The organism is Exiguobacterium sp. s63 (assembly GCF_018617335.1).
GTDB lineage: Bacteria > Bacillota > Bacilli > Exiguobacteriales > Exiguobacteriaceae > Exiguobacterium.
Genome location: NZ_JACSKB010000001.1, coordinates 721,741 through 740,270, shown reverse-complemented (window position 1 = coordinate 740,270; position 18,530 = coordinate 721,741). Strand labels below are relative to the sequence as shown.

General features: G+C 49.7%; 20 protein-coding genes. 18 read left to right on the top strand and 2 right to left on the bottom strand.

The annotated features are described in order from the left end of the window. Window positions 1–24 precede the first annotated feature (24 nt). The 5 genes from KNO90_RS03795 to KNO90_RS03775 all read left to right on the top strand — a co-directional run bounded on the left by KNO90_RS03795 (window position 25) and on the right by KNO90_RS03775 (window position 4,155). On the top strand, window positions 25–1,080 hold the full coding sequence (locus KNO90_RS03795; protein ID WP_214741765.1) for an acyltransferase family protein: 1,056 nt from the start codon (window positions 25–27) through the stop codon (window positions 1,078–1,080). 74 nt (window positions 1,081–1,154) lie between these two features. Further along, entirely contained in the window at window positions 1,155–1,490 is a 336-nt protein-coding gene (locus tag KNO90_RS03790) for an Asp23/Gls24 family envelope stress response protein (protein ID WP_214741763.1), read from the top strand. Window positions 1,491–1,689: 199 nt separating this feature from the next. After that, window positions 1,690–2,355 (top strand): beta-phosphoglucomutase, encoded by a 666-nt coding sequence (gene pgmB / locus KNO90_RS03785; protein WP_214741761.1) that lies wholly within the window; start codon window positions 1,690–1,692, stop codon window positions 2,353–2,355. Between the two features lie 217 nt (window positions 2,356–2,572). After that, complete coding sequence (locus tag KNO90_RS03780) at window positions 2,573–2,980, top strand: Rok-like winged helix domain-containing protein (protein ID WP_214741759.1); 408 nt, start codon at window positions 2,573–2,575, stop codon at window positions 2,978–2,980. A gap of 122 nt (window positions 2,981–3,102) precedes the next feature. Further along, window positions 3,103–4,155: a glycosyltransferase family 4 protein gene (locus tag KNO90_RS03775; protein ID WP_214741757.1), complete on the top strand. Its 1,053-nt coding sequence runs from the start codon at window positions 3,103–3,105 to the stop codon at window positions 4,153–4,155. Between the two features lie 34 nt (window positions 4,156–4,189). Here KNO90_RS03775 and KNO90_RS03770 read toward each other — a convergent pair whose 3' ends face one another. Beyond that, complete coding sequence (locus KNO90_RS03770) at window positions 4,190–5,197, bottom strand: LCP family protein (protein ID WP_214741755.1); 1,008 nt, start codon at window positions 5,195–5,197, stop codon at window positions 4,190–4,192. Between the two features lie 42 nt (window positions 5,198–5,239). After that, entirely contained in the window at window positions 5,240–5,881 is a 642-nt protein-coding gene (locus KNO90_RS03765) for a YigZ family protein (protein WP_215113024.1), read from the bottom strand. 179 nt (window positions 5,882–6,060) lie between these two features. On the opposite strand from KNO90_RS03765, the gene KNO90_RS14805 reads away from it, so the two are divergent. From KNO90_RS14805 to flgL, 13 genes are all read left to right on the top strand, one after another. After that, window positions 6,061–7,185: a sensor histidine kinase gene (locus KNO90_RS14805; protein ID WP_214741751.1), complete on the top strand. Its 1,125-nt coding sequence runs from the start codon at window positions 6,061–6,063 to the stop codon at window positions 7,183–7,185. Between the two features lie 22 nt (window positions 7,186–7,207). Next, the gene (locus KNO90_RS03755) at window positions 7,208–7,900 is read left to right on the top strand and encodes a response regulator transcription factor (RefSeq protein WP_285800716.1); all 693 of its coding nucleotides are present in this window, start codon (window positions 7,208–7,210) and stop codon (window positions 7,898–7,900) included. Window positions 7,901–7,995: 95 nt separating this feature from the next. Further along, the gene (locus tag KNO90_RS03750) at window positions 7,996–8,844 is read left to right on the top strand and encodes a DegV family protein (RefSeq protein WP_214741749.1); all 849 of its coding nucleotides are present in this window, start codon (window positions 7,996–7,998) and stop codon (window positions 8,842–8,844) included. Window positions 8,845–8,889: 45 nt separating this feature from the next. Further along, a complete protein-coding gene (treR, locus tag KNO90_RS03745; RefSeq protein WP_214741747.1) occupies window positions 8,890–9,600 on the top strand; it encodes a trehalose operon repressor in 711 nt (236 codons plus the stop codon). A gap of 202 nt (window positions 9,601–9,802) precedes the next feature. Further along, window positions 9,803–11,251, top strand: a complete 1,449-nt coding sequence (gene treP / locus KNO90_RS03740) for a PTS system trehalose-specific EIIBC component (RefSeq protein WP_215113023.1) — start codon at window positions 9,803–9,805, stop codon at window positions 11,249–11,251. 82 nt (window positions 11,252–11,333) lie between these two features. Next, the gene (gene treC / locus KNO90_RS03735) at window positions 11,334–12,968 is read left to right on the top strand and encodes an alpha,alpha-phosphotrehalase (protein WP_215113021.1); all 1,635 of its coding nucleotides are present in this window, start codon (window positions 11,334–11,336) and stop codon (window positions 12,966–12,968) included. A gap of 121 nt (window positions 12,969–13,089) precedes the next feature. Continuing rightward, window positions 13,090–14,247, top strand: coding sequence for a DEAD/DEAH box helicase family protein (locus tag KNO90_RS03730; RefSeq protein ID WP_214741735.1), 1,158 nt, complete (start codon window positions 13,090–13,092; stop codon window positions 14,245–14,247). Continuing rightward, entirely contained in the window at window positions 14,244–14,912 is a 669-nt protein-coding gene (locus tag KNO90_RS03725; RefSeq protein ID WP_215113020.1) for a ComF family protein, read from the top strand. Before KNO90_RS03730 ends, KNO90_RS03725 begins: the two co-directional genes overlap by 4 nt. A 57-nt stretch (window positions 14,913–14,969) precedes the next feature. After that, window positions 14,970–15,317 (top strand): flagellar protein, encoded by a 348-nt coding sequence (locus tag KNO90_RS03720; RefSeq protein WP_251127318.1) that lies wholly within the window; start codon window positions 14,970–14,972, stop codon window positions 15,315–15,317. A 23-nt stretch (window positions 15,318–15,340) separates the two neighbouring features. Beyond that, window positions 15,341–15,592 carry a flagellar biosynthesis anti-sigma factor FlgM gene (locus KNO90_RS03715; protein ID WP_214741732.1) on the top strand — a complete coding sequence of 84 codons (252 nt, stop codon included), beginning with the start codon at window positions 15,341–15,343 and terminating at the stop codon, window positions 15,590–15,592. Window positions 15,593–15,706: 114 nt separating this feature from the next. Continuing rightward, window positions 15,707–16,063, top strand: coding sequence for a flagellar export chaperone FlgN (gene flgN / locus KNO90_RS03710; protein ID WP_214741730.1), 357 nt, complete (start codon window positions 15,707–15,709; stop codon window positions 16,061–16,063). Between the two features lie 12 nt (window positions 16,064–16,075). After that, complete coding sequence (gene flgK / locus KNO90_RS03705; RefSeq protein WP_214741728.1) at window positions 16,076–17,578, top strand: flagellar hook-associated protein FlgK; 1,503 nt, start codon at window positions 16,076–16,078, stop codon at window positions 17,576–17,578. A gap of 6 nt (window positions 17,579–17,584) precedes the next feature. After that, entirely contained in the window at window positions 17,585–18,517 is a 933-nt protein-coding gene (flgL, locus tag KNO90_RS03700; RefSeq protein WP_214741726.1) for a flagellar hook-associated protein FlgL, read from the top strand. Window positions 18,518–18,530: the final 13 nt, after the last annotated feature.

Here is an 18,530-nt window from a genome sequence, read left to right as displayed (position 1 = left end):
TCATAGAGAACTAGAGGGAATGTTATGAGAAATTATTGGTATGACAATATTAAAGGAGTGCTCGTCCTACTCGTCGTCTTCGGACACTTGTTGACCGATGTTCGCGGTGCGTACGACGACATTCTACCGAAGTGGGTGTATTTGTTCCTGTATACCTTCCACATGCCGTTATTCATCATGTTGAGCGGTTACTTCTATCGAGAGAACCGTTATTTGCGTGTGATTCAGCTATTCGTCGTTTATGTCATTTGGCAAGTCATCCTCGGGTCCTGGTTCGCCTTTACGGAAGGAATCCCGATTTTCTCGCTTGAAAATCCAGGACTGAACCTATTGAAGCCATACTGGGCACTCTGGTATCTGATGGCAATCATCTTCTGGTACATCATCACACCGTATGTGACACAACTGAAAGGGTATGTCTTATACGCACTATTATTTGCACTTCTATTTGGATTCCAGGCCGAGGCGACGGGATATTTCGCATTGCGCAAAGTCATCATGTTCTATCCGTTCTTCTTGATTGGGAACTGGATGTCTGAGCGCAACACACTAAATTTCTTTGAGTTACCGAAACGAGCCGAGCATCGCAACCGCTACCGGATTGGTGGGGCCATCGTTTTTGTGACGTTGACGATTGGATTGTTGATTTCCATGCGTGTCCAACAAGACGACGCGTTCTATCATATCGGTAACTTGTTCAAGTTCCGCTTCGCTTATGATACGGCTGTCCCTGAGGCGATGTGGGGAGGTCCGTTTGCCTTCTTGATCGTCTACACGATTTCACTGCTCATGTCGATCAGTTTCGCCATGATTATTCCGGGACGTAGGCTCCCGATTTTCTCGCGTGCCGGTCGATATAGTCTTTACGTCTATCTCGTTCATGTCTTCTTTGTCGTCGCATGGAAAGCGTTCATACCGGCAGGGTTCATGCCGACATCCTGGATGCAACTGCTCGTACTGTTCGGGGTCGCTTTCCTGATGGTCCTCGTGATTATCAGTCCACCGATGGTTCGTCTCTTGCGTCCGCTCGTCGAAATCGATGTGAAACGCATACAGAATACGAAGGGCGTGAAAGGGTAAAGTCTTTTCTAAACGCTCCATTTCAGCTACACTTTATAGAGAAGACACGAAATTAGAGTTAAGGAAGTGACCCTATGCCATACGAAAATGGAATGCACAGCACAGAAGGCGACGTGAACGTCTCACGTCACGTCGTGGAAATGATTGCCGCGGTCGCGGTCAAGGAAACGAAACACGTCTCGTTCACGCAAGAAGATACGAAATTATCAGAACGGGCGCTCATGAAACATGTAAAAGTCGATGAGTCAGAAGAAGGCATCACCATCAACCTGTCGCTCTATATCGCATATGGACAGTCGATCATTAAGACAGTGACAGCCGTACAAGAGCGCATCACGCAAGATATGGACACGATGCTTGCGATGACGCCACTTTCAGTAAATGTGAAAGTGGTCGGCATTCAATTGTAATTAGAAGGGGAGAGCGTAGGCTCTTCTCTTTTTTTGATTTTTGCGAAATCGGTTGCATCAAGATAACGTTTTCATTTATAATAGAAATCGAACAAGTGCAACCGTTTGCATCATCGACCAAACGTGCGACGGGTACTTGTCAAGTTCCCTAAATGTAGTCTGACGACACAAGCATTTGAAGGAAAGGCGGAAAGCATGTATGTCAACGATTGAAGCAGTGATTTTCGATTTGGACGGTGTCATCACTGACACGGCAGAGTACCATTACCTCGCTTGGAAGCAGCTCGGTGAAGAGCTCGGAATTCCATTTGACCGCGAATTCAACGAAACGCTCAAAGGCGTGAGTCGGACTGAGTCGCTTGAGCGGATCCTTACGCTTGGCGGTATACAGAACGACTTCACACCGGAAGAGAAAGAAGAACTCGCTCAAAAGAAAAACGAGCACTACGTTGAACTCATTCAACATATCTCATCCGACGATCTTCTTCCTGGTATCGTTTCATTCCTCGATGAAATTAAAGAGGCGGGACTCAAAATCGGAATGGCCTCTGCTTCAAAGAACGCATTCGCGGTCGTTGACGCACTTGGTGTCCGTCACTATTTCGATCATATTGTCGATGCAGCAACTGTCGCCCAGTCAAAACCACACCCCGAAGTGTTTTTGAAGGCCGCTTCTGCCCTTGGCGTGAAACCCGAACTCGCTATCGGTGTTGAAGATGCGGCTGCCGGCGTAACTGCAATCAAAGCGGCAAATATGTTTGCTGTCGCCGTCGGTGAAGAATCGATGCTTGGTCACGCTGACCTCATCGTCGCTTCAACTGACGAACTTTCACTTGAACGCATCCTCGAACGTGTTCACGTGTAAATGACTACAATCATCTTCCGTGAGACGGCGACTGCCCCGAACAGTCGCCGTCTTTTTTGAGTCAAAAGTCCTAAATGGACAATTTCGCCCAAAAAAAGATGACAAACACATTACAAATCCGTTACACTTTTATAGAAGATATAAAGGGATAATTAGGAATTGCTGATTTAAATTAGGGAATTCCTAATTATAATTGGATGTAGAAGGGGATTTGTGTATGGAGTCTACGAATGTCAATGACCATATTTATCGAGAATTGATGGAAATTGAGGAGTCGTATCGTCAATTACAACGTCGTGCGGAATATTTAATTGCGGAATTGAGTCGAGATAAAGAAGAGAAAGATTCGGTGAGCGATGCGTCAAAACGCCTACGCCCACGTCGTGTGAACCAACGCTATCCGCTCGAAGTATACGTTCACCAAGTGACCGATCTTTTGAAAGAACGCCAGACGATGAGCGTGCGTGATATTCAAATGGAACTTGAACTTCGTTACCGCCATCATATCAGCAACATTTACCAGTTGATGGTGAAGATTGAAGGGGTCAATCCAGAAATCAAAAAAATCGGTCGCGGTCTCTATACATACGAACCGACAGAAGAAGTAGCCGCGACACTATCATAATGTAGAGCCGATGAGGAACGCCTCGTCGGCTTTTCTTGTAATCGGACTGATATCCACTCCTTGATTCAAAATATGATATAATTCGCCAGAGTCTATTTTTTTGAGAGAGGAACTGTCGGCCCATGTTATGGATTGCCATGTTGGTCAGTTTTGTGATGGCCATCTTGATTACACCGCTCGTTCGTCGATTCGCATTTTTCATCGGTGCGGTCGATCATCCGAACGCACGAAAAGTACATTTACGGACGATGCCACGAATCGGGGGTCTCGCGATTTTCATCGCATTCTTTATCGGCTATGCCTTGCTGCTTCCGACGAGTCGCTATAACGACGCCATCTTGATTGGGGCTGTCGTCATTCTCCTTACCGGACTGATCGATGACCGATTCCAGTTGTCGGCGCGCGTCAAGCTGATGGGCCAGATGATTGCGACCGTTATCGTGTTAAACTCTGGGATGCGGATCGAACTGATCAACCTTCCGTTCGATCAACAGCTCTATCTCGGGTCATGGAGCATCCCGATCACCGTCCTTTGGCTCATCGGGATCACGAATGCCATCAACTTGATCGACGGTCTTGACGGCCTCGCCGCCGGCGTATCGAGCATCGCGCTCGGCACGATTGCCGTTTTAGCCATCATTCAAGGGAACGTCTATTTGACGGTGATGGCCCTCTTGCTTCTTGCGAGCACACTCGGATTTCTCGTCCATAATTTCTATCCGGCGAAAATCTTCATGGGGGACACAGGCGCACTCTTCCTCGGATATATGCTCGCCGTCTTCTCGCTCATCGGGTTCAAGAATGTGACGTTGTTCTCGCTTGTCGTCCCGGTCCTCTTGCTCGGTCTACCGATCTCGGATACGATTTTTGCGATCGTCCGTCGACTCGTCCAAGGCCGACCGCCGATGTCACCGGACAAATCACATATGCACCATCAGTTGATTGACATGGGATTCACGACAAGGCAAGCCGTCCTGCTCATGTATGGCATGACCTTGTTCTTCGGTATTTCATCGATTCTGTTTGCGAAGACGACCATGCTCGGTGCCGTCATCACATTCATCGTGGTCCTTCTCGTCATCGAATTGATTGTGGAATCGACCGAACTGATTCATCCGAATTATAAACCGATCATCCGCACATCCCGCAGACTGCTCGGTCGACCTCGCACATAAAATAACCGTTATCGCAGAGCGATAACGGTTATTTTTAGTATGTCGTCGTCTCGGTCATCGAGTCGTCCGTTTCATCCGTTGTCGGTTCGTCTGCTGTGACGGGCATACCGAGTTCGGTTTGAAGGAGCGCCTGTGCGTCACGAAGGTCAGCCGGGTCAAGTTCGTAATAATAGACACCGTTTAACGTCAAGTCGTTTCCTTCGAGCGTTTCGCGATTGAACGACTTCAAGGATTTTGCGTACGGTTGAAGCTGTGAAGCTTCCGATAGGGACATATTCGTCCGAATGTTTTCACCGACCGCGTTCATGATTCGGTTCAACTTGGTGAAGGAATTGATTGTCGTCGCCTCATTGATAATGGCTTCGATGACCTGTTGCTGTCGACCGGCACGACCGATGTCTCCGGCGGGGTCTTGTTTCCGCATACGGGCGTAAGCGAGTGCTTCTTTTCCGTTCAAGACTTGAACACCAGGCTCAAGCTCGACATTTCCCGTCGCTTTTCCGGAGATGGGGATGAGTACATCGACTTCGACGCCGCCGACCGCATCGACTAAATCTTCGATTCCATCAAAGTTGATGGTCGCATAATAGTCGATTGGGATGTCGAGCAGATTCTCGACGGTCGAGATGGTCGCATCGATGCCTCCATAGGCGTAAGCGTGGTTGATCTTGTCTTTGAACGGGTCGTTGTCGTCGAGGATGATATCGACATACGAGTCGCGGGGGATGCTGACGAGTGTCACTTGGCGCGATTCTTTGTTGAACGTCGCGACCATCAGTGAGTCACTCCGTCCTTCTTCGAGCGAGGCGCCGCCATCGACTCCTGCTAATAGGACGGAAAAGTGATCTTTCGTCAAATCGATGGTCTCTTCACGGCGTTCTGACTTGTCGCCGCGCTCGAGTTCCTTGTTCGTACTCTCGGCAGTTTCATTCGCTTTAAAGACAAAATACCCAAAAGCGGAACCACCGATCAGCAATACGACACCCAACACGATGAGGACGATTTTCCAAGGTGATCTTTTCTTGCGTGGGGGTGTTTCCATGTTGTTTTCCTCATTTCAGTCGTTTCTTTTAGTATAGGCGTTTCAGCGTTTGAAATCACGTTCGATGATGCGGATATCGGTTGTTTGGAGCTTACCTTGACCGTTCGTTAAATCCGTTAGCCAGGCGAGCGCCTTATCTGTATTTTCCACGGGTACTGATACATGAAACGTGACGAGGTCAGCATAGGTGATGTCATCGAGCAAGTAGTCAGATTGTCTCAACTCATTTTCGACTTTCCCGATCCACGTATAGTCGACAGTGAGCGTCAATTGTTGCATCTGTAACCGTTCAACGATTCCAACTGCATCGAGGCCTTCGCTGACCGTTCCGCCATACGCCCGAATCAGTCCACCACCTCCGAGTTTGATTCCACCGAAATAACGTGTCACGACGACGACCGTATCTTTCAAGTGGCGTTTGCGCAACACCTCGAGCATCGGCATGCCGGCCGTACCACTCGGCTCGCCGTCATCGTTCGCCTTTTGATGCTCGTCTCGCTCTCCGATGATATAGGCAGAACAGTTATGGTTTGCGTTCCAATGCTCTTTTTTGATGGCTTGAATGAACGTCTGTGCCTCTTCTTCGGTCTCGACACGTTTGAAATGTGCAATAAATTTTGACTTTTGGATAAGGACCTCGTATGTTCCACTTTGTTTTATAGTATAATTTGACTCAATAGACATTTCTGAAAATTCTCCTTTCTATTTTTAAATATTTTTTTTAGAATTTAAGTAGGCACACACGCTTCACATAGCGAATGAATTATATAGAAAATCTCTCATGTCCGCTGTAAACCTGCTAGTAGTGGACGATATATAAGAATAGATGAGGATTAACTACCGAACTATTAGGGGATGGCATCGTGAATCATATTACCGATCGGACAGCTTTAGAACATATCATAACAAATATGATTGAAACGGTGACGGAAAGTAAAGAGGAGATCGTCCGTATAACCGAAAGTTCTGCAACTGAATATTCAGCAATTCAAAACGAGTTAAAAGAATTGACGGATAAAATCGAGTTCTATATCGGGGAGTCCGATCGACTCGACCGACTCGTGAAAGCTGCAAAGGCGAAGCTCGTTCAAGTGAGTAAGAAGTTTCATATACATAGTGAGCAAGAAATTCGTGACGCATATGAACGGGCGAATCAAATGCAACTCGAACGGTTTCTCGTCCAAAAAGAAGAGATGGCGGCTCAGCAACGGCGGAACGACTTAGAGCGTCGGCTGCTCATTTTAGAGGACACGATCGAGCGTGCCGAAAAATTGATCGGTCGTGTGAGCGTCGTCTTGAACTTTTTACGGGACGACCTGCAGCAAGAGTATTCGGACATGATGAAGAAGCAAGAGATGGCCATCGGTGTATTCGAAGCGGCCGAGCGCGAACGACGTCATCTCGCCCGCGAGATGCATGACGGCCCAGCGCAATCGCTTGCTCATATTTTGATTCGGGCCGACCTGATTGAAAAGACGTTCGATAAACGAGGAAAAGATGAAGCTTTTGCCGAATTACATGAATTGAAAAAACTGATTCGTGGGGCACTCGTCGACGTCCGTCGTTTGATTTATGATTTACGCCCGATGTCGCTTGACGATTTAGGCTTTTTACCGACGCTCGAGCGTTACCTCCACCAAACGGAAGAGTACACGGCCATCAAGACACGTCTCAATTACCGGGGGTCACGTGCCCGTTTGCCGGAGAAGCTCGAGATCAACGTGTTCCGTCTCGTTCAAGAATCCGTACAAAACGCGATCAAACATGCCAAAACGGCAGAGATTATCGTCAATGTCGAACAGGCGAGCGATGTGATTCATATTCACGTCCGCGACTATGGTGTCGGGTTTGAACCGAGTGCAATCGGCGAAGAGTCGTTTGGCATCGTCGGAATGCGCGAACGGATTGAGTTGGTGAACGGAAGCATCAGCATTGACTCGGAAGTCGGCAAAGGGACGGTCGTCCGGATGTCGATTCCGATTTCGTGAGAGAACAAGGGGGAAGACATACATGGAAATGACACAGACACGCATTGCAATCGTGGATGATCACGAACTGTTCCGCGAGGGATTGAAGCGGATCTTTGATTTAGAAGATGAATTTAAGGTTGTCGCCGAAGGACGGACGGGTCGCGAAGCGATTCGCATCGCAGGCGAGCAGAAACCAGAGATTTTGATTATGGATATCAATATGCCGGACATGAACGGGATCGAGGCGACGAAACAACTGTCACTCTTGTCACCGGAGACACGTGTCCTTATCCTTTCGATCCATGATGATGAGTCGTATATCACGCATGCGCTTGAAGCGGGTGCGTCAGGGTTTTTATTGAAGGAAGTGGCATCGACAGAATTGATTTCGGCAGTCCGTGCCGTCGCACGGGACGGGGCGTACCTTCATCCGAAAGTAACAACGAACGTGTTGAAAGAGTACCGTCGTCTTTTACAATTCAAAGGGGAGCAAGCAGGTCGTGGTGTCGAGAGTCGTACGGATGACCCGGTCTATCAATTGTTGTCGCGCCGTGAGGTTGAGGTGTTGCACCTTCTCGCAGACGGGCGCTCGAACCGAGACATCAGTGACATGCTCTTTATTAGTGAGAAGACAGTCAAAAACCACGTCTCTTCTGTCCTTCGCAAAATGGACGTAAACGACCGGACGCAAGCCGTCGTCGATGCGATTCGCCGGGGTTGGGTCGAGATTTGAGCGTCACCGATGCTTTACATCGTTTTTGTGTTACAATATGGAATGGAATCCTAACATAATTGGAAAAATGAAACGACGTAAAGTGAGGATATAGTATGGGAAACATTGCGATTTTAACCGACAGTACCGCCTATCTGTCGGATGATTTTTTGGCGCGGCATGACGTCCATGTCGCACCACTCAGTGTCATCTTCGATGGCGCGTCGTACCGTGAATCGGTGGATTTATCGACCGAGGCGTTTTATGAGCGAATCGAGGCGGGCAACCTGCCGACGACGTCACAACCGGTCATCGGAGAAACGGTCGAATTGATTGAGAACTTGCCGGATGACGTGACCGACGTGATCGCGATCACGCTCTCGAGCGGCATCAGCGGAACGTACCAATCGATGGTCGCGTTAAATGATATGGTCGATGTGACCGTTCATGCGTTTGACTCAGAGATTTCGTGTATGCCGCAAGCATTTCTTGTCGAAGAGGCACTTCACCTTCGTGACACAGGTGCGACACCGGAAGAAATCATCGCTCGTCTGGAGACGGTCCGTGATTCGATTCGTGCCTACTTCGTCGTCGATGACCTCGCTCATCTGCAACGCGGTGGACGATTGAGCGCAGCGCAAGCGCTCGTCGGTTCATTCTTACAAATCAAGCCGGTCCTTCACTTCCAAGACAAATTGATCGTCCCGTTCGAGAAGATTCGGACGTACAAGAAAGCCGTACGTCGAATCGAAGAGATGATGGACGAATCGATTGCCGGGGATGGCGAAGGCTACTGCATCGGTATCATTCACGCCAACTGTCCGGAGCGTCAGGCGGAAGAAATCGCTTCGATGAAACAGAAGTTCCCGAAAGCACACATCTCGGGGAGCCATTTTGGTCCGGTCATCGGAACACATCTTGGACCTGGTGCAATCGGTATCACCTGGTATCGTCGCGAATGGTAAGAGAGACGACCGTTTAAGGTCGTCTTTTTCAATGGAGGAGGGAATGTGATGGCGAAATACCGCCAAATCTTTGAGCGCCTGGCAGAAGAGATGCGAAACGGCACGAGACCCGCTGACTCAAAACTTCCGTCGGAGACCGAGTTGATGCATCAGTTCGAGGCCAGCCGGGGGACGGTTCGGAAAGCGCTCGATCTGTTACAGGAAAACGGGTATGTCCGGAAGCATCACGGAAAAGGCGTGTTCGTGTTGAAACGAGACCAGATCGAGTTTCAATTCAACGGCATCGTCAGTTTCTCGGAAGTGTACGCGAGCATGCTCGGTCGTTCCATTCAGACCCATGTCGCTTCGTTTGAAGAGATGGAAGCCCCGACTTGGCTCGCCGAACGGATGAACTTGGCGGCAGGGACGCGCGTGTTTCGCATCGAACGGGTTCGAAACTTTGACGGGGAAAACGTCATCTTAGATATCAACTATTTCGTCAAAGACCTCGTCCCTGGATTGACAGAAGAGATTGCGGCTCGTTCGATTTATGGATATATCGAAGGCGAGCTCGGCCTACAGATCAGTTATGCCAAACGGAAGATTGCAGCTGAGGACGTGACGGAACTCGACCGGAAGCGACTCGACTTGCATGACTATGAATATGTCATCGTCATCACGAACGATACGTTCTTATATGAAGGACAACAATTTGAATACACGGAGTCACGTCACCGGTTGGACAAGTTCCAGTTCAGTGACGTCGCCCGTCGGTAAACCTCTTTCGTACAGGAAGAGGTTTTTTGTTTGACCGAAGTCGACACAGGGAAAATTTAACAGTGAATCACGAGACAAAACCTTCACGTATAACTTATCTATATAAGTCGTTGACTTAACTTATATAGATAAGTTATACTTTGTTTGTACTCATAAGTAACCGTTTTCATTTATAGTTTTCAAACAAAGGAGGACATTCAACATGAAGGCAGATTATCGTCAAATTGCCGCTGAGATCTTAGACGCGATCGGAGGCAAAGACAACGTGGACAAGGCCGCACACTGTGTGACGCGTCTCCGTCTCTCTCTTAAAGATCAATCAAAAGTCAACGAGGCACGTGTGAAAGAAATCGATCTCGTCAAAGGGGCGTTCGAGAACTCCGGCGTGTATCAGATCGTTATTGGAGCCGGCGATGTCGATCGCGTCTATGCCGAGTTCATCAAGCTCGCCGGACTTGAGGCGGCAACGGTCGCCGAGGTCAAATCCGCGGGCGGCAAAAAAATGAATCCGCTTCAAAAACTCGTCAAAGTCTTCTCTGACGTCTTTATGCCGATCATTCCAGCCATCATCGTGGCCGGTCTCCTCATGGGGATCAACAACTTACTCGCTTCAGAAGGTCTATTCATCGACGGAAAGACACTCATCGAGGCGTATCCAAACTTACAAGGACTTTGGGATCTCATTAACATGATGGCGAACACGTCATTCGTCTTCTTACCGGCACTCGTCGGTTGGTCGGCGACGAAACGTTTCGGCGGGAGCGAAGTACTCGGGATCGTCATGGGTCTCTTGCTCGTTCACCCGGACCTCTTGAACGCATGGGGCTACGGGACGGCGGCACTTGAAGGAGAAGTACCGACGTTCAATATCCTCGGACTCTTCGAAATCGAGAAAGTCGGCTATCAAGGTCAAATCTTGCCGGTCCTCGCCGCAGCCTATATCTTGAGCCAAATCGAGATGTTCTTGAAAAAACGTGTACCGAACGCCATTCAACTCTTGGTCGTGCCGATCACAACAATCGTCGTCACTGGATTCCTTGCACTCGCAATCGTTGGACCGGTCACACGCGGAATCGGGAATGTGATCGCGACAGGACTCGTCAACACGTTTGAAGCCGTACCGGTCGTCGGGGCACTCCTCTTCGGATTGTTCTACGCGCCGCTCGTCGTCACAGGGATGCACCACTTGTTCATCGCCATCGACCTTCAGTTGATCGCCGATACAGGCGGTACGTTCATCTGGCCGATGATCGCACTCTCAAACATCGCCCAAGGTTCGGCCGCACTCGCGATGTTCTTCGTCTACAAACACAATGCGAAACAAAAGAGCATGGCGTCGACTTCAGCCATCTCGGCTTACTTCGGAATCACGGAGCCGGCCATGTTCGGGGTCAACTTACCAAATAAATTCCCGTTCTATTCAGCCATGATCGGGTCAGCGATCGCTGCCATCTTCATCACATTGAACGATGTTCAAGCCATCGCCATCGGAGTCGGAGGGCTCCCTGGATTCCTCTCCATTTTCACAGATAAGATCCTTCTCTTCGTCGTAGGCATGGTCATCGCGATCATCGTACCGTTCGCGCTCACATTCATCTTGTCGAAGCGCTACATGAAAAAAGGTGAAATCGAAGAAAATAAAGTCGCATAAGCATTGACTCGGGAGGGAGGGACGGCAGTTCTTCCCTCTTTCTTATTGAAATGAAAACTCTTACAAAAAGGAGATGTCGTTGATGACACAGAAAAATTGGCGCAAATCAGTCGTCTATCAAATTTACCCGAAAAGCTTTTACAGTCCGGAAGGGAATGCGACCGGATCAATCAAAGGGGTGACGGCGAAGCTGGATTATTTGGCAGAACTCGGCATCGAATACATTTGGATGACGCCTGTCTATCAGTCACCTCAACACGACAACGGTTATGACGTCAGTGATTACTATGCCATCGACCCGTCTCATGGCACGATGGAAGACCTCGACGAATTGATCCGTGAAGCAGAGGCGCGGGGCATCGGCCTCATGATGGACATCGTCGTCAACCACTCGTCGACCGAGCACGAATGGTTCCAAAAATCATTGGCAGGAGACGAGCGGTACCGTGACTATTACATCTGGCGTGACGAACCAACGAACTGGGAGTCCAAGTTCGGAGGGAACGCGTGGGAATATGATGAGAAGAGCGGGCAATACTACCTTCACTTGTTCGACGTGACGCAGGCCGACCTGAACTGGGAGAATGAACAGATGCGCGAGGACGTCTACGAGATGATGCGATTCTGGCGTAAAAAAGGAATCAAAGGATTCCGTCTTGACGTCATCAACCTCATTTCAAAAGAACAGGACTTCCCGGAAGATAAGTCGGACGGTCGCAAGTTCTATACGGACGGTCCACGCATCCACGAATATTTAAAAGAGATGAACCGGGAAGTATTCGACGGGCACGACGTCATCACGGTCGGGGAGATGTCTTCGACGACGCTCGACCACTGCGTCCGCTATTCAAACCCGGATGAGAACGAGCTCAGCATGACGTTCAGCTTCCACCACTTGAAAGTCGACTATCCGAATGGAGAGAAGTTCGTCGCGGCGCCGTTCGACTTCATTCAATTAAAAAACATCATGTCGACGTGGCAACAAGGGATGCACGGGAAAGGATGGAACGCCATCTTCTGGTGCAACCACGACCAACCGCGTGTCGTCAGCCGTTTCGGGAACGACACGAACCACCGCGTCGAGAGCGCGAAGATGCTTGCGACAGTGCTCCATGGCCTTCAAGGGACACCGTACATCTATCAAGGGGAAGAAATTGGTATGACGAATCCCGGCTTCGACTCGCTCGACGAGTATCGGGATATCGAGACGCTCAACATCTATAAGTTGAAGCGGGAAGAGGGCGTGTCGCATGAAGACATGATGGCCGCCATCAAACAGAAGTCACGCGACAACTCGCGGACACCGATGCAGTGGGATGCGACGACGCATGCCGGCTTCACGAGTGGCACGCCGTGGATCAACGTGGCACCGAACTATGAGGACGTGAACGTCGAGACGGCGCTCCTTGACCCGAACTCGGTGTTCTACCACTACAAGAACTTGATTGCGTTACGAAAAGAACTTGACGTCTTGACGGACGGGGACTATACGCTCCTTACGCCTGATTCGTTAGACGTTTGGGCATATACACGGAAGACCGACCGCGAGGAGCTTCTCGTCGTCGCCAACTTCTATGGAACCGAAACGACGTACACGATTCCGGAGGGTTTCGAGCGGGTGAGCGTTGTCAGCCACAACTACGACGTGCCTGAGCTCGACGGGACGACGTTGTCCCTTCGTCCGTACGAGGCAATCATGTTCTACAAACAGAAGTAACAGATGGGACCCGACGCTTTCGTCGGGTCCTATTTGTGTAATGGGTCTATGTTGTCTTAGATAAGTCGAATCGCATTCATATAGCCGTTTTGGTAGCGTGAGGACAAAAAGGAGTAAAGTCATGGGAGAACTCATCGTCGCTCAGGCAGGAAAACGGGCCATCCGCTTCGGCATTTGCCAACGCTGCCTCAGCACAGACGTTCGGACGTTCACTTGTCATCACGGAAGTTGTGCCTATTGTCGAAATTGTCTATACCTCGGGCGTGTCTGTCGCTGTGATTATCTAGAGGAGCGGGACATCACGACACCTCTCGAAACGACCGATTTGACGATGCCGTTCGAGCTCGCCCCCGACCAAACGCGGGTCGCGAATCGCTTGCTCACGTGGTGGGACGAACGAAAGACGGGGCTCGTGCATGCGGTGTGCGGGGCTGGTAAGACGGAGATGACGTTCCCGGTGATTGAGCGGGTCGTCAATGAAGGGAAGCGTGTACTGATTGTGTCCCCGCGGAAAGATGTCGCCATCGAATGGGTGGAACGACTTGAACGAGCATTCACCGTGCCTGTCACGAGGCGATACGGGGGCGGGGATAAAGACTCCATCGGGATGATCACGGTGGCGACCGCGCCGTTACTCATGAATGTACGGGACGTCTTCGATTATGTGGTCGTCGATGAGTCCGATGCCTTCCCGTTTGCCTTTGACGTGGCGCTATGGAATACGATTCGGCGTGCCGGGAGAGGTGTCTTCTTATTCATCACGGCGACCCCGACCGTTTGGCAGCAGTTGTTTCCGACGGTTTATCTGTCGCGTCGCTATCACGGATTTGATTTGCCGGTCCCGACACTCGTCAAACAGTCCGACGAGCGACTCATAGCCTTATGTCGACGTCACGCCTTGAAACCACGTCTCTTGTTCGTCCCAACGAAGGCTGACTTGGAGCGGTACCGCGAGACGTTAGAAGGTGCGGGACTAACCTGTCGGACAGTATCGGCCGAGACCGAGGAGCGGACCGACGCCCTTCACTGGCTCCAAGAGACGAACGGGGTCGTCCTTGCGACCTCGATTTGGGAGCGGGGGATGACGGTCCGGGATGTACAGGTCGGGGTACTTGAGAGCGAACATCGTCTCTTCTCGACACGGGGTCTCATTCAGATGGCAGGTCGGGCGGGGCGGAAACCGGACGCGCCGACAGGAGAAGTCTGTTTCTTTTACAAGGAGCGGACGTTTCGTCAAGATGTTGCCATCCGGAAAATCAAGGAGGCGAATCGGCGATGAAATGTCTTCTTTGTCATGAGTCGATGACCGTCCCGTGGACCCCTGCCACATTATGGCGACGGGACTGGGTGTGTCCTTCGTGTGAGCCGAAACTGACGCCGCTCGGAATGGGTTGCCCACGCTGTGGTCAAGCGAATGAGACCGGTGAGACGTGTTCGGACTGCATCCGTTGGCTTGCGCTCGGTCTCGATTTGACAGTCCGTTGCCTGTACGCATACGATGCGGCAGGAATCGACTGGCTACATCGCTTTAAATTCAGTGGGGATGTCGTCATCGCCTCATCGGTCGCGCCAGCGCTTCGGGCATTGCGTTCATCTAACGTGACCTATGTTCCGATTCCAGTGAGTAGGGAGCGGCTTCAGATACGTCGCTTCAATCAGGCAGAGGTACTCGCACGATGTATCGGTCCGACGCGACAACTTCTCGAAAAAACGGAGGTTTCAAGTCAACGTGAACTAGGGAAAGAAGGAAGACGACACCGAACGAATCCTTTCACTGTACCAACTTCAGTGAAATGTGGGAAAATCATTCTTGTAGACGACGTCTATACGACGGGGACGACCCTTCAACAGGCGGCATTTTCGTTGCGACAGGCAGGTGCATCAGAAGTTTCTGCGATTTGCTTATTTCGGGCGCTAAACAAATCGAAATCGCGTCCGATATAAAGAGCAGAGGTGAAACCAATGGATGCAGCAACTTGCCAAATGTGTGGACGTTTGTTTATGAAACAGAGTCGTTCACCGTATTGTCCATCATGTAATGAGGTTGATTATAAGAACTTTTTAAAAGTTCGTGACTTCATTCGTGAGCCAGCCAACAAACAAACGACCATCGGAGGTCTTGTCGAAGCGACGGGAATCTCTGAACTTGATATCACGCGGTATATCCATGAAGGACGCTTGATTATCAAGGACAACCCGGCGCTTGCCATCAGCTGCGTCCGTTGTGGTCAGCCGACGAACGAAGGGAAAATTTGTTCGAACTGCCAGAGAGATATGCAGAAGGAACTGTCTAGTCTACAGGATAGCTTGAAGAAACAGTCAAGTGTCCGCGCTTATCGTTTGGATTAACATCATGAAGAGGGGGAAGACGCATGCGCATCGATTCAGCCAAGTGGGTACATTTACCGAACACTTATGAAAAGAAAACGCAAGTCGAGCCGAAGCCCGCGCAATCACGCCAAACGGACCAATTGTCAATCTCGGCGGAAGCTCGCGCCCGGTTTGAAGAACCGGTGAAACATCCGGATCGTCTCGCAAAAATCGACGCTTTGAAAGCAGAGATTGATACGGGCACGTATTCACGGGACGCGCGTGAAATCGCTAAACGCTTTCTACAAGGATGAATGGAAGCGAGGTCCGTTTGAGGCCTTCGCACTGAATAACATGGCACGGAAGCTGACTAAATAAGGGGTACCCCTTTCTTTAGTCGGCTCTTTTTTTGAAAAAAGGAGAGACTCATGCTCACATTACATAAACGGTTACTCGAATTGGCCTATGCAAAAGAACAGCAACTCATTCAAAATGACATGGCGGCATTTAGCGCGCTCGTCAAAGAAGAAGCGAAACTCGTCCGACAAATTTCACAAAAAGAAGCGGAACGACTTCAAGGGACGTATGAATTGGACGATGAAGAGATAGAGGAATTGAGACCGGTCTTGTTCGAGTTGAAGCGACAGAACGAATTGAACGCGACACTGCTCGAACAATCCCTTCGTTATATTACCTGGCATTTAGACATGCTCATGCCGGAAGCAGATGATTTCACATACGGACAACAAGCATTCGAAACACGCTCGTTCAGCCGTGACGTTTAAGGAGGAAGTGTAATGGGTTCAACATTTATGGGATTGGAGACGGCACGCCGCAGTCTCTCGACACACCAATGGGCGCTTCAAGCGACTGGGAATAACGTGGCGAACGCCTCGAATCCTGGCTATTCACGCCAACGACTCACACTTGGGATGACCGAACAGCTCTCGGTCAACTTCGGAGGAACGAAAGCCGGACAATTTGGGACCGGCGTACGCGGAGAGACGCTCGCTCGGATTCGTGATCTCATGATCGATCAACAGTATCGTGACGAGTCGGTGAAGAACGCCTTCTATGCGACGAAAGAAGCGGCGTTCGGTCGAATGGAAGACATCATCAACGAACCCTCAGAGAATGGTCTCGCTAAATCGCTTGACTTGTTCTGGGCCTCGCTTCAAGACTTGTCAGTCAATCCAGATGATACTGGGGCGAGAAGCGTGGTTCGACAGAGAGCATTGACGTTGACTCAAACATTCAATTACTTGTCATCTTCGTTATCCAAAGTGCAGGATGACTTAAAGACTGAAGCTGGCGTTGTCACAAAAAAAATCAACGACTTGTTGACGAAAATCGGTGATGTCAACCGTCAAATCGGGGATGCGGAACCACTCGGGGTTCTACCGAATGAACTATATGATGAGCGCGACCGCTACATGGATGAATTATCACAGTATGTCGAATTCGAACGAGTGCCGGTCGATTACCTAAATGGGGAAACACGCGGGAATTCGCAACGTGTCGCGGAAGGGCGGATTGATATTCGCTTGACGATTGGTGGAACAGAAGTGACACTCGTGGATGGTCTTACAGGCGGAGTTGGTAAGATTGAAGATATGTCATTAACGAATGCTGCAGGGGGGACATCAACTCTGACATTTACCGACCTACCAAATGGTAAATGGAAAGCCCTCGTGGACATGTATGGTTCATCTACCGGTACAGAAGCACATGACGGAGCTTTCACCAAAATGTTGAAAGATTTAGATGCCATGTCACAAGAATTTACGACTGCGTTTAATGATTTGCACAAGACTTTTTACGATGGAAATGTACAAGACAACCCTCGTCAAACCGGTATTGACTTCTTTATTGTCGGTGATGCGAAAACCGTAACGGTTAATCCGGTAATTTTATCGAATTTGAACTTAATTGCTATCTCAAAAGATCAAAACATTGGAGACGGCAGTGGGGCTCTTGAATTGGCGAACTTGAAACATGCACAAATCACGTTTACAGGCGCATCGACGACAGCAACCACTTCAATTGGTAAATTTTATCAAAATGTCATCGGGAACATGGCAGTCGAGGCGAGCCAAAATGCGAATCTCGCCAAGAGTACATTCGCCCTGTTGAGCAGTTCAGACCAGCGTCGTCAGTCGGTCAGTGCCGTCTCGCTCGATGAAGAGATGACGATGATGATTCAATATCAGCACGCCTATAATGCGGCGGCACGTAACATCACGGCCGTCGATGAAATGTTAGACAAAATCATTAACGGCATGGGTGTCGTAGGGAGGTAATGACTGATGCGTGTCACACAGACAATGCTCACACAAACGAACTTGAAGCATTTATCAAGTAGCTACAACACACTCGCTCGCGTCCAGGAACAACTTATTAGTGGAAAACGGATTCAAAAAGCATCAGAGGACCCAGTCGTCGCGATGCAAGGGATTCGTTACCGAACTGAGGTGCGTGAAGTCGACCAATTCCGACGAAACGTCAGCGAGGCGACGAGCTGGATGGATTTGACGGACTCGACGTTGAATGAGGTTACGGAAGCCGTAAAACGGATTCGTGAATTGACGACGCAAGCAGCGAACGATACGTATGAATCATCGCAACGCGCCATCATCAAGAGTGAGGTCGATCAGTTGATTGAACATATCGGTTCTCTCGCCAACTCGAAGGCGGGCGAGAAGTATATTTACAACGGGACGAAAACTGATAAACCCTTGATCAATGTAGATCAGTTAAAAGCATATTTGGCAAATCCGACGGGATCTGTCGATTCGATTTACGAGAGTGGAACGGCACCGACAGCAAGCGGGAAAATCGAATTCGAAGTGTCAAAAGGGATTACGGTGCAAGTGAATATGCAACCAGAGACGGTTTTTGGTAAAGAGTTGTTTGAAGGTCTTCATAAATTGAGCACACTTTTGAACGATCCAACGACTGCTGGGGCAGACCTTTCAGCTGAACTCGATACGCTCGATACACTCGGTCAAAGTTTGATCACAGAGCGCGCCGAACTCGGTGCCCGTGCGAATCGATTGGAGCTCGTCGATAACCGTCTACAAGACCATGAGATTATCGCCAAGACGATCATGTCTGATAACGAAGATATCGATGTGGAGAAAGTCATCATGGAGCTGAAGTCTCATGAGACCGTTCATCGTGCGGCGCTTTCTGCAGGTGCGCGCATCATTCAACCGACGCTCCTCGATTTCTTACGGTAATCGGTCATGAATC